Raw genomic sequence first — 12,255 nt, forward strand, 5'->3', positions numbered from 1 at the left:
CAACTATTCCATTTTCAATACTTACGGTTAATTATCTCGGAATAGATAACTGCTTTTTGCGGGTCAAAATCCCGTCGGATACTTTTCTTGAGCGGTTCCTTTTTCTTTTTATGATAGACCGATGGAGCCGTAATGTCCCCCGGCATTTTCGTCGCTTGTGCTTTCTTCAGAATTTCTTCAACTTTTTTCTGATCGATTTCCGGTTTGCCCACATCATATGAGGGTTCCATTTCCGGTTCAGGCCCGTTGGAAGGATATTGTACCGGATCAAACATATCTTCCATACGGTCGAATAGCGTTCCGAATGGATCGTTACGTTGTTCATCCATTGGATTGTAAACCTCGCGTCGCCGTCGGGGCTCTTCCTGCCTATATTGTTCACCATTATCTTTCTGTTGTTTCAGCCGTTGCTTTTTGCGCTGTTGAACAATAGCCTGCACTATGGTAGCTACAATTACCAGTATCAGGAAGATATAGTCACCAAATCCGGCGGTATTTATTTCAGTAAGTAAAACCATGTTGCCTGGCATTTTTTTAAATTTGCTGCTGTGTTGCTAAATATACTAAAAATGTTGAAGGGATTATCGAAGCGGTGGCTGCAATTTAGTTTGCTTGTTTTTTTTCTGTTAACGGCCAATAGTTGCCAGAAGGATCAGCAACAGTTTATTCCTTATGTGCCGGTGGATTTTTATATCAACCTGGCAACCAATAATGATTTATCGGTTCCGGGCAATTACCAGGTTTTTCCGCGAGGTTATACCGGGGTTATTGTGATGAATAATGGCAACGGGTTCTATGCTTTCGACACTTGTTGTCCGTACGAAGCGAAAGCAAGTTGCACGGTAACACCCGATGACAGCGGCATTGCCACCTGTTCATGTTGTGGTTCACAATACAGCCTTTTCGGTGGCGGCTACCCTATCGAAGGGCCATCTACCCGGAATCTTCATATGTACCAGGTCACGTCTACAGGCGGTCGACTTTGGGTACACAATTAAATCCTTTCTGTGTAAAAAGAAAAAAGGGGTGGTTACTCGATGGCCATCCCTTTTTTTATTTGTTTCCGGTTGTTAATTAATAGCGGTAATGTTCGGGTTTGAACGGTCCGTTTTCCGGGACACCGAGGTATTCAGCTTGTTCTTTCGTTAATTTGGTCATTTTCACACCCAACTGTTCCAGGTGCAGACGGGCAACCTCTTCGTCAAGGTGTTTGGGAAGACGGTAAACATCTGTTTTGTAATTATTATTCCAGAGGTCGAGCTGAGCGAGTGTTTGGTTGGTGAACGAGTTACTCATCACGAACGACGGGTGACCAGTAGCACATCCCAAATTCACCAGACGTCCCTCGGCCAGCAGGAAGATGGAATGCCCGTCAGGATATTCGTATTTGTCAACCTGTGGCTTGATATTCTTTTTATTGATTCCCGGCCATGATTCCAGTTTCGACACTTGTATTTCATTATCGAAATGACCGATGTTGCAGACAATGGCCTGGTCTTTCATATTGGCCATGTGCTCGGCGGTGATGATATCTTTGTTTCCGGTGGTGGTCACGTAGATATTCCCTTCGCTCAGTGCATCTTCCACTGTTTTTACTTCGAAACCTTCCATGGCGGCCTGGAGGGCGCAAATCGGGTCAATCTCGGTAACGACCACACGGGCGCCGTAACCACGCATGGAGCGGGCGCATCCTTTGCCAACGTCGCCATAACCACAAACCACGACTACTTTACCGGCAATCATTACGTCGGTAGCGCGCTTGATACCGTCAGCCAACGACTCGCGGCAACCGTAGGTATTATCGAATTTCGATTTGGTAACCGAATCGTTAACGTTAATGGCCGGGAAAAGCAATTCGCCGCGTTCCATCATCTGGTAAAGACGGTGAACACCGGTAGTGGTTTCTTCCGAAACACCTTTCAGTTCTTTAACTGCATTTTTCCAACGATTCGGAGTTTCAGCCAGGATGCGTTTCAATGTTTTCTGCAGTTCAACTTCATCCTCACCTTCCGCTTCTTTCTCCAGGACCGAAGCATCTTTTTCAGCTTTGTAGCCCAGGTGCACCATCAATGTAGCATCGCCACCGTCATCAACAATCAGGTGCGGGCCTTTTCCATCGCCAAAATCCAGCGCGCGTTCGGCACACCACCAGTACTCTTCCAGGGTTTCACCTTTCCAGGCGAAAACAGGTACGTTGGTCGCAGCGATGGCAGCGGCAGCGTGATCCTGCGTGGAGAAAATATTACAGGAAGCCCAACGGACTTCGGCGCCCAGTTCTACCAATGTTTCAATTAAAACGGCAGTTTGGATGGTCATGTGCAAAGACCCCATAATACGGGCACCAGCCAGCGGCTTTTCTTTTTCGTATTTGGCACGAATAGACATCAGTCCGGGCATTTCCTTCTCGGCAATCTCAATCTCTTTTCTTCCAAACTCAGCAAGAGAAATATCTCTCACTTTATAATTTGTTTTGGTATCAGTTACAACATTCATATTTAAACGATATTAATAATCACACAAAATTAACAAAAATAGAACGAACCCGAAGGCTGATAATCAACCATAGCATATGGCGGAAAGCTTACATCCGTGAAAGGATTTTTTTCGCACTCTCTTTGTCCTTTTCCAGCTGTTCGCGTAATGCATCCACTGAGTCGAATTTATGCTCGTTGCGGATTTTCCCCACAAAGTAAAGTGTTAGTTCATGCAAATAGACATCCTGATTGAAATCAAAAATATGCACCTCAATGCTGCGATGATCGGCATTATGGCTTATTGTCGGACGCGTTCCGATATTGAGCATCCCCGTATAACAGGCATCGTCAAGTTTTACTCTTACAGCATAAACCCCGTCATGCGGAATAAGTTTGTGCTCATCAAGCGTTTCGATGTTGGCCGTTGGAAATCCCAATTTACGTCCCAGTTGATTGCCGGCAATGACTTTTCCTGTTAAGGTATAATTGTATCCCAGGTAACGATTGGCCCGGGCCACGTCCCCAGTTTCCAGCGACTGCCGTATTTTCGTCGAACTGACGTTGACATCTTCCATAAGCAGTACATCAAGCTGTTCAATGGTAAAATGGAGTTCTTTCGAAAGTTCTTTCAGTGCGGTATAGTTTCCTTCCCGGTTCCTTCCCAGTTTGTGATCGTACCCAACCACCAGGTGGCTGATGTTCATTTTCTCCACCAAAACCTGCCGGACAAAATCTTCATATGAGAGCTTGGAAAATTCGTTTGTAAACGGAAAAACAACCAAATGGTCGATGCCAATTTCCTTTAATAATTCAATTTTTTCGTCCCGGGTTGTCAGTAAGCGCAGGTTATTTTCCTCAGGACTAACGATTAACCGGGGGTGTGGATAGAACGTAAAAACGACTGACTCCCCATTGACCGAACCGGCAATTTCCTTTAACCGGGAAATAACCTGTCGGTGTCCCAGGTGCACTCCGTCGAATGTTCCTATGGTAATCACCGGTTTACCGGCATTAAAATGTTCAAGTCCGTTATGAATCTCCACTTGTGGTAAATTTTATTCGTGACAAAAGTAAAGAAAAATAAGTATGCCGGAGGTTCAGAAAAACAGCTAATCGGCGGGAAATGTTTTACAAACCTTTCGGGAGATGTTAAGTTATCCGTGGAATTTATATTTTTGCTCCCTGCATAGCTGTTGTATTTTGTGAATACGGCGATGCAAACCGGCACGCAAAATCAGGATGACAATCGTCAGGAGTTTGCGTCAGACTAAAACCATAGGTGAGATAAACCTTTTCGATTTACTGAAAAGAGAAGGCACCTTAACCTTTGAAGAAAAGACAACATATGAAAAAATTGTTTTTTGCAGTAGCCATTCTTTTTCTGCTTTATTCATGCAGCGAAAAAACTAATTTTTCGGTTTCGGGAACCATCGACGGCGCCGGCGGAAAAATGCTATACCTGAATGAGTTGAAAGTGAGTTCACAGATTCCGGTTGATTCGATGAAAGTGGACAATAAAGGACAGTTCGAGCTCAAAGGCAATGCGGCTGAGCCAACGTTCTATCTGTTGAAATTCAATGATCATAACTTCGTGACCCTGTTGCTCGATTCAACGGAGCAGGCAACCGTAACCGGAAGCTATCAAAACCTTCCGACGGATTATTCGGTGAAGGGGTCTTTAGGTTCAAAACTGGTCAGGGAACTGAATATGCACTATACCAATGTAGAGCGCCAACTCGATTCTCTCAGCGATTTGTTCAATATGCATAAACAGGATGCCAATTACGAAAGTGAGCGGGAAAAGTGGAATGACGAGTATGTAGCGTTGAAAAACAAGCACGCGGAATACCTCAGGAAATTCGTAATGGACCATCCGTTTTCGTTGGCGAGTGTGATGGCGCTTTACCAAAAATGGGACGATGGCAATTTCATTGTTCAGGATTTACATACAATGAAAGTAGCAGCATCGGCATTGTCGGCCATGTTTCCGAACAGCAGCCAGGTAAAAGCATTGCATTCGAATACGCTGCAAATTATGCGTCAGGAAAACAGTCGCAAAATGACACGGTTGATTAAGGATGCAGGTCAGAATAGTCCTGACATCACGCTGCCCGACACTGATGGAAAGGAAGTTTCGCTTTCGTCAATGCGTGGGAAATATGTTTTGGTTCAGTTCTGGGCCGGACAGGATCGCGATTCACGCGTTATGAATCCGGTTTTGGTGGCCAATTACCAAAAATATCATCCGAAAGGATTCGATATTTACCAGGTCAGCATAGATACCAGCCGTACGGCATGGACAAATGCAATTAAGGCAGATCATCTCAACTGGACCAATGTTGGCGATATGAAGGGAAGTGTTCAGGCTGTAAGAAATTACAACATCCAATCCATTCCTTCCAACTACCTGTTGGGCAAGGATGGTTCCATTCTGGCTAAGAACCTGATGGGGCCGGCGCTGAACAATGCGTTGGAAAAATATTTGAAGTGATATTTCATTCGAAATAATCCGGGGAAAGACCAGCCATGAGTTGGTCTTTCCCTTTTTATACCGGATGAAAGCAGTGCTGCAAAGCATTTTTGCACTTGAATTCTTCGTTTTTACATCTATATTTGCAGTGATTTTGAAATGAGAAATAGATTCGTATACAGGTAATAGGGTGACGTCTCGCAAAAAAATATATTTCGTGTCGGATGTGCATCTTGGGGCGCCGGCTTTAAGGAACAATCGTGAACGGGAAAAGCTGTTTGTCTCATGGCTTGAGGAGATCAGTCGCGATGCCGAGATGATTTTCCTGATGGGGGATATTTTCGACTTTTGGTTTGAGTACAAAAGAGTTGCCCCCCGGGGATTTGTCAGGGTACTGGGGAAAATAGCAGAGATAACTGATAAAGGCATTCCTGTGCATTTCTTTACAGGAAACCACGACGTATGGGTGTTTGATTATTTACCGTCCGAAACCGGTGTTATTGTCCACCGGGAGCCGTTTGAAACCGAGATAAAAGGAAAACGATTTTTCCTGGCGCATGGCGATGGGCTGAATCCTTCCGATAAAGGCTACCTGTTTATCAAAGCTCTCTTTCATAATCGCACAGCTCAGTGGTTATTTTCCAGACTTCACCCCAATTTTGCTTTTGGCCTGGCGCATCGATGGTCGAAACACAGCCGGTTGTCCAACGGCGTTGAAGGAGCAAAATTTATGGGAGAAGAAAGAGAGGAGCAGGTTTCGTTTGCCCGGAAAATGATTAACGAGGGGAAACACATTGATTACTTTGTTTTTGGGCACCGCCATCTGGCACTCGAATACAACCTGAATGACGAGAGTAAATTATTTTTGTTGGGAGAATGGATCAGGGAGTATTCTTACGGTGTGTATGACGGCACTGATTTTAGACTGGAAAGAATTCATAATACTCCCCCAATGGGGAAAAATTAAATTGCATGGATAAGAAGCTTTATACCGTAATTGTAGGTAGTGGTTCGTATATTCCTCCAATAGTAATACGGAACGACCATTTCCTTGATTGGGATTTTTACGACCCGGCAACCGGAGAGAAGATTACTCGGCCAAATGCCGAGATCATTCAAAAATTCAACGAAATTACAAATATTGAAGAACGTCGTTATGCAAAGCCGGAACACAAAACGAGTGATCTGGCAACTTTTGCAGCGAAAGATGCCATCGAATCTTCCGGGTACGACGCGGAATCGTTCGATTTCCTGATTGTGGCCAATAATTTTGGCGACATGGACATCAATAACCCGCGCGCCGACATCATGCCACCCATTTCTACGCGGGTGAAAAGGATGCTGGACATCAAGAACCCGGCGTGTATGTGTCATGATGTAGTAGCGGGTTGTCCCGGATGGACAACTGCCATGATTGTAGCCGATTCGTATATTCGGAGCGGTAATTTCAAACGTGGTTTGGTGATTGGTTCGGATGTCAATTCGAGGATCCGTGATCCGCACGATCGTGATTCCATGATCTTTTCCGACGGAGCAGGTGCGGTCATCGTGGAAGGTCGCGAGAGCGATGTCCCGGTAGGCATATTGTCGTACGCCAGCCGTTCTGATGCTATTGACGGGGGCGAATGGCTGAAGATGGCACAATCAATCAATCCGGCTTACGAAGGAAACGAGTTGTTTATTAGGATGATGGGTAATAAGGTGTATGTTTATGCATTATCCAATGTTCCCGGAGTTGTGAAACAAAGTCTGGACGCTGTAGGGCTTGGGCTTGGGGATGTAAGTAAAGTATTGATTCATCAGGCCAATGAGAAAATGGATGATGCCATTCTTGGACGTTTGTTCAAGCTCTATGGTAAGCGCAGTTATCCGAAGGATTTGATGCCAATGACCATCCGGAAATTTGGTAACTCCTCTTCGGCAACTATTCCTACGCTGTACGATTTAATCAGTAAAGGAAAAATGGAGGATCATGCCTTCAGCTCAGGTGACAACATTGTTCTCACTTCGGTTGGGGCCGGTATGATTATCAATTCCATCGTTTACCGGATTCCCTGAAAATAGTTAAAACGAAATATTCGGCGCGCCATCGGTTGAAACGATGTGTGCGCTTTTTTATACCTTTAAGCAAACCTGAAATCTCAACACAAAATGGAAATTGTTTTTTTAGTTATCGGTGTCGTTGTTGGTGTGGCAATTGGCTGGCTTATTCAACGTTCCAAAGCAAGGGCCGCCGAAATGGCCGGGGCACAAAATCTGGCTAAAGCGAAGCAGGAATTTATGGCCCAACTGGCTGTCGCCGATAAAGAGAAATCGTTGGCGGAACAACAGGCCAACTCGCTTAAACCGGAGCTGGATGAGCTGAAAAAGGTATTGAATGCGGAACGGGAGAAAAATGAAATCCTGAACCGGCATTTGGCTGAAACGCAAACGGACTTGCGAAACATGCAGGAGAAGTTGGAGAATCAAGCTAAGGAGCTGGAACAGGTCCAGAAGAAATTTACGACCGAGTTCGAAAATATTGCCGGGAAAATACTGAAAGAAAATTCGAAGGAGTTTACGACGGTCAACCAGAAAAATATATCGGATATTCTCAATCCGCTGAAGGAGAAGATCCAGTTATTCGAAAAGAAGGTGGAAGACACCTATGAAAAAGGTTTGAAGGACCAGACCGACCTGAAAGCTGAATTAAAAAAGCTGCAGGATTTGAACGTGAAGATTTCAACCGATGCACAAAATCTGACTAACGCCTTGAAAGGTGACGTGAAGAAGCAGGGAAACTGGGGCGAGATTGTACTGGAGCGTGTGTTGGAGCGTTCAGGGCTGACGGAAGGGCAGGAGTTTGAGCGGGAAGTGGTGGATACCAACATGGAAGGGAAAGTCATTCGTCCCGACGTGATCGTACATCTTCCCGACAAGAAGCATTTGATTATTGATTCCAAGGTTTCGCTGGTCGCTTATGAGCGTTTGGTAAACGCAGCAACTGATGAAGATCGGGAAAAAGCGATGAAGGAACATCTGCTGTCGCTTCGCACGCATGTGAAAACGTTGAGTGAAAAACACTATCCGTCTGCCAAAAACCTGAATGTCCCGGATTTTGTGTTGCTCTTTTTGCCCATCGAGTCTTCCTTTAGTGTTGCTGTTCAGCAGGATCAGGATTTGTTTGGCTATGCATGGGACAATAAGGTGGTGATTGTAAGTCCTTCTACTTTACTGGCCTCGCTTCGTACCATTGCTTCCATCTGGCGGCAGGAGAACCAGACGCGGAACGCGCTGGAAATTGCCCAGCAGAGTGGATCATTGTATGATAAATTTGTCAATTTCATCAATGATCTGGAGAAAATTGGGAAGGGGCTGGATAGTGCCCGTGACAATTACGACAAAGCGATGAACAAGTTGCATACCGGTCGTGGCAACCTGGTGCGGACAGCTGAAAAAATCAGGGTACTTGGCGCCAAGGCACAAAAGGAAATACCCGATAAATTTATAACGGACGAAGCATTGCCCGAATAAAAAGGGTGCCCGTTTCGGGCACCCTTTTTATGTCGTTTTCGAAAATAGCTTAGCTTGCTTTGAGGCGGGTTGCACTCAGGCGATTAATTTTCTCGCTGGCAAATCCTTTCTCGATAACGATTTCTACTTCACCTTTTTCTGTTGATGGCATATCATACATGGCATCAATCATAATGGTTTCACAGATGGAACGTAAACCGCGGGCGCCCAGCTTAAACTCGATGGCCTTGTCAACAATGTAATCAAGGGTATCATCGGCAAATTCGAGTTTGATGTTATCCATTTGAAACAGTTTGATGTACTGTTTGATGATGGAGTTTTTGGGTTCGATTAAAATACGGCGCAAGGCTTCCCGATCGAGTTGCCTGAGGTAAGTCAGGACAGGCAGACGACCGATAATTTCAGGAATAAGCCCGTATGAGCGAAGGTCCTGTGGTGATACATACTGTAGCAGGTTTTCCCGATCGACTTGTTCAGTATCCTTGCTGGCGTTGTAACCAACTACTTTGGTGTTCAGACGTTGACCAATTTTCCGGTCGATGCCTTCGAAGGCACCTCCACAGATGAACAAAATATTTTTGGTGTCCACCGGGATCATTTTTTGTTCCGGGTGTTTCCGGCCACCTTGCGGCGGAACATTCACTACCGCACCTTCCAGCAGTTTCAGTAAACCTTGCTGAACACCTTCGCCTGATACATCGCGGGTGATGGATGGATTATCGCCTTTGCGGGCAATTTTGTCAATCTCATCAACGAAAACAATGCCGCGCTCAGCAGCTTCGACGTTATAATCGGCTGCCTGGAGCAAACGGGTAAGCAAACTTTCAATGTCTTCGCCCACATAACCGGCTTCGGTCAAAACTGTGGCATCCACTATCGTGAACGGCACATGCAGCATCCGGGCGATGGTTTTGGCCAGCAATGTTTTACCTGTCCCGGTAGGACCAACCAGGATGATGTTTGATTTTTCAATCTCGGTCCCGTCATCCTCTACCTTCTGGTTCAACCTTTTGTAGTGGTTGTAAACGGCCACTGAAAGAATCTTTTTGGCGTCGTCCTGCCCGATAACGTATTGGTCAAGAAATTCTTTAATCTCCCTGGGTTTCTTCAACTCAATACCGCTCAGGTCAAATCCGTCGCTCTTTTTGAATTCCTCTTCAATAATGGCATGAGCCTGCTCGATACAGCTGTCACAAATGTGACCCTCCATACCGGCAATCAAAAGATTGACATCTTTCTTCTCTCTGCCACAAAATGAACATCTATCCATATGCTATATTATCGAAAAAAGGAGATGAAAATTTGTTGGTTCTTCGCCCCTTTTTCTATTTTCAGGAAATCGTTTTTGTGTTACTTCTTTACTTTATCTTTTTCTCTTGTCAGAATATCGTCAATCATTCCGTAATCCTTGGCTTCCTGGGCAGTTAACCAGTAGTCGCGGTCCGAATCCTTTTCCACTTGTTCAAAAGGTTGCTTACTGTGAAAAGCAATAATCTCGTACAGTTCCTTTTTCAGTTTCATGATTTCACGGGCCGTAATTTCGATATCGGAAGCCTGTCCCTGTGCACCACCCATGGGCTGATGAATCATGATGCGGGAATGTGGAAGCGCCGAACGTTTCCCATCCGTTCCGGCAGCCATCAATACAGCTGCCATTGATGCCGCCATTCCGGTACAGATGGTTGCCACATCGCAGCTAATGTATTGCATGGTATCGTAAATTCCTAAACCAGCGTGAACAGCACCTCCGGGAGAATTGAAATAAATCTGGATATCTTTTCCCGGGTCGGATGATTCGAGGAAAAGCAACTGTGCCTGAATGATGTTGGCTACATAATCATCAATCGGCACGCCGAGGAAGATAATGCGGTCCATCATCAGACGGGAGAACACGTCCATCGAGGCAACGTTCATTTGACGTTCCTCAATAATGGTCGGGGAAATATAATTAGCGTAAACAGAATTATAGCGATCGAGGGTCAGACTGCTGATCCCCATGTGCTTGGTCGCATATTTACGAAACTCGTCACTATTTGAATTCATACTGGATTGATTTAAATAAGAAAACTTTGTGCTGCCGGGCGATTCTCGGTGCTTTAATTGCACGGAGAACCGCCCGCTCCACAAAGTTATAAAAATATGGTATTAAAGGTGGTTGGCCTGTTTATTTTTCAAAGAGCTTGTCGAACTCTTCCTGGCTCACCTCTTTTTCTTCAATATTTACTTTTTCTTTGATAACTTCCAGGATTTTGTCTTCGAGCTTTTTCTCTACCATTCTGCGACGCTCTTCTTCGTTCTGAAGAATAGAGTTGGCAAACTGGTCGAGGTGCTCGTCCGGTACGGTCATCATACCATACTGGCGGAACTGCATGAGTGCCATTTCGCGGGCCATGTCACGAATTTCAGCTTCTTCCACACTCAGTTCGTTTTCTTTGCCCAGCTTGTTCTTTATCAGCTGCCATTCAAGATCGGTACGGAAGTTTTCAAAGTCCGTATCAACTTGTTCTGCGGTCAGATTCTCGTTGGTAGCCACCAACCAGCGTTTCAGGAATGCTTCAGGCAATTCAATGTTAGCGCTCTTGGTCAGTACTTCCTTCGCATCAACCAGGAAGCGGTAGTTGCTTGAATATACCAGGTTTTCTTTCAGATCCTCAGCAATTTTATTCCTCATGTCTTCTACGGTCTTCACTTCCGAATCTTCGCCATAAATCTTAGTTACCATCTCTTCGTTGACTTCAGCCGGGACGAAAGTATTGATAACATTAATAGTATAGTTGAATTCAGCGTTCAGGGCATGAGAAGCATCATGATCCAGGTTCAGCATGTGGCCTACTTCGTGGTCATTCTCAAAAGCAACTTTCGGATCAAAACGAATCACATCACCAACTTTGGCTCCAATGAACTGTTTTTTGATATCCTCGTTTTTGATCAGGTCAATCGAAACCAGGACATCGTTAGCCATGATACCGCCTTCTTTTATGTTTCCGTCAGCATCCAGCTCAGCAAAATCACCGCGTACGGTTTCTTTTTCGCCTACCTCTTCAGCGGGCACGTTGGTTCCGAAACGGTTGGTGTAACCTTCTACCTGTTTGTCGATCAGGTCGTCATCAACCTGGATGACATAGTAGGGAAGTTTACGACGCTTGTCGAGGGTAACGTTGATTTCCGGTGACATGGCAATATCGAAAACAAATTCGAAGTTTTCGTCTTTGTCCCAGTCAATCGTCGGCTGCTTCTCTTCGTCCGGAAGCGGTTCGCCCAGAATATCGAGTTTTTCCTCGCTGATATATTTCATGAGCTCGCGACTGAGAATCTTGTTCACTTCTTCGGCCAGGAGCGATTTTCCGTACATTTTTTTGATTAGCCCGGCAGGAACCTTCCCTTGACGGAAGCCAGGCATATTAGCTTTCTTACGGTAATCCTTCAGTGTTTCGTTTACCGTTGCCTCATAATCGTTTTTTTCAACGGTCAGTGTGACAACAGCATTCAAATCATCGATGTTTTCTCTGGTGATGTTCATAACGTTTTTCTTGAGTGATTTTAAATGCCTGAGGGAAGAGTCCGGCGGGCGTCCCTTCCTGCTAAAAACATCCATTTAAAAAACCGCCTCGGCAATCCGGCACCCGGAAGCGAAAGCGGTTAAGGTAATGGTGCGGACGGAGGGACTCGAACCCACACGCCTTACGGCACCAGATCCTAAGTCTGGCGCGGCTACCAATTACGCCACGTCCGCTTTTTTTGGCGGTGCAAATATAGTGTAATTTTTTAAAACAACTAAATTGTAAGCGATTAATTAAG

General features: G+C 45.2%; 11 protein-coding genes and 1 tRNA gene. 5 read left to right on the forward strand and 7 right to left on the reverse strand.

Features of this window, described 5'->3' with window-relative positions; translation table 11 throughout:
* Positions 1–14: 14 nt before the first annotated feature.
* Complete coding sequence (locus GJU82_RS15175) at positions 15–518, reverse strand: hypothetical protein (RefSeq protein ID WP_153632925.1); 504 nt, start codon at positions 516–518, stop codon at positions 15–17.
* Between the two features lie 51 nt (positions 519–569).
* Between GJU82_RS15175 and GJU82_RS15180 the strand changes: the two genes are divergently transcribed.
* Complete coding sequence (locus GJU82_RS15180; protein ID WP_153632926.1) at positions 570–998, forward strand: Rieske 2Fe-2S domain-containing protein; 429 nt, start codon at positions 570–572, stop codon at positions 996–998.
* 76 nt (positions 999–1,074) lie between these two features.
* On the opposite strand, the gene ahcY is transcribed toward GJU82_RS15180, so the two are convergent.
* Both ahcY and GJU82_RS15190 read right to left on the reverse strand, forming a co-directional pair.
* Positions 1,075–2,493, reverse strand: a complete 1,419-nt coding sequence (ahcY, locus tag GJU82_RS15185; protein WP_153632927.1) for an adenosylhomocysteinase — start codon at positions 2,491–2,493, stop codon at positions 1,075–1,077.
* 88 nt (positions 2,494–2,581) lie between these two features.
* On the reverse strand, positions 2,582–3,517 hold the full coding sequence (locus GJU82_RS15190; protein WP_153632928.1) for a bifunctional riboflavin kinase/FAD synthetase: 936 nt from the start codon (positions 3,515–3,517) through the stop codon (positions 2,582–2,584).
* A gap of 302 nt (positions 3,518–3,819) precedes the next feature.
* Here GJU82_RS15190 and GJU82_RS15195 point away from each other — a divergent pair, with 302 nt between their 5' ends.
* The 4 genes from GJU82_RS15195 to rmuC all read left to right on the forward strand — a co-directional run bounded on the left by GJU82_RS15195 (position 3,820) and on the right by rmuC (position 8,457).
* Positions 3,820–4,965, forward strand: a complete 1,146-nt coding sequence (locus GJU82_RS15195) for a TlpA disulfide reductase family protein (RefSeq protein WP_153632929.1) — start codon at positions 3,820–3,822, stop codon at positions 4,963–4,965.
* Between the two features lie 196 nt (positions 4,966–5,161).
* The gene (locus GJU82_RS15200) at positions 5,162–5,911 is read left to right on the forward strand and encodes a UDP-2,3-diacylglucosamine diphosphatase (protein WP_228488722.1); all 750 of its coding nucleotides are present in this window, start codon (positions 5,162–5,164) and stop codon (positions 5,909–5,911) included.
* 5 nt (positions 5,912–5,916) lie between these two features.
* A complete protein-coding gene (locus GJU82_RS15205; protein ID WP_153632931.1) occupies positions 5,917–7,002 on the forward strand; it encodes a 3-oxoacyl-ACP synthase III family protein in 1,086 nt (361 codons plus the stop codon).
* Between the two features lie 93 nt (positions 7,003–7,095).
* A complete protein-coding gene (rmuC, locus tag GJU82_RS15210; protein WP_153632932.1) occupies positions 7,096–8,457 on the forward strand; it encodes a DNA recombination protein RmuC in 1,362 nt (453 codons plus the stop codon).
* 49 nt (positions 8,458–8,506) lie between these two features.
* On the opposite strand, the gene clpX is transcribed toward rmuC, so the two are convergent.
* The 4 genes from clpX to GJU82_RS15230 all read right to left on the reverse strand — a co-directional run bounded on the left by clpX (position 8,507) and on the right by GJU82_RS15230 (position 12,190).
* On the reverse strand, positions 8,507–9,727 hold the full coding sequence (clpX, locus tag GJU82_RS15215; RefSeq protein WP_153632933.1) for an ATP-dependent Clp protease ATP-binding subunit ClpX: 1,221 nt from the start codon (positions 9,725–9,727) through the stop codon (positions 8,507–8,509).
* 80 nt (positions 9,728–9,807) lie between these two features.
* Positions 9,808–10,500 (reverse strand): ATP-dependent Clp endopeptidase proteolytic subunit ClpP, encoded by a 693-nt coding sequence (gene clpP / locus GJU82_RS15220; RefSeq protein ID WP_153632934.1) that lies wholly within the window; start codon positions 10,498–10,500, stop codon positions 9,808–9,810.
* A gap of 121 nt (positions 10,501–10,621) precedes the next feature.
* The gene (gene tig / locus GJU82_RS15225; protein ID WP_153632935.1) at positions 10,622–11,977 is read right to left on the reverse strand and encodes a trigger factor; all 1,356 of its coding nucleotides are present in this window, start codon (positions 11,975–11,977) and stop codon (positions 10,622–10,624) included.
* A 128-nt stretch (positions 11,978–12,105) separates the two neighbouring features.
* Positions 12,106–12,190, reverse strand: a tRNA-Leu gene (locus tag GJU82_RS15230).
* Positions 12,191–12,255 lie beyond the last annotated feature (65 nt).

It is taken from the genome of Prolixibacter sp. SD074, from assembly GCF_009617895.1.
Lineage (GTDB): Bacteria > Bacteroidota > Bacteroidia > Bacteroidales > Prolixibacteraceae > Prolixibacter.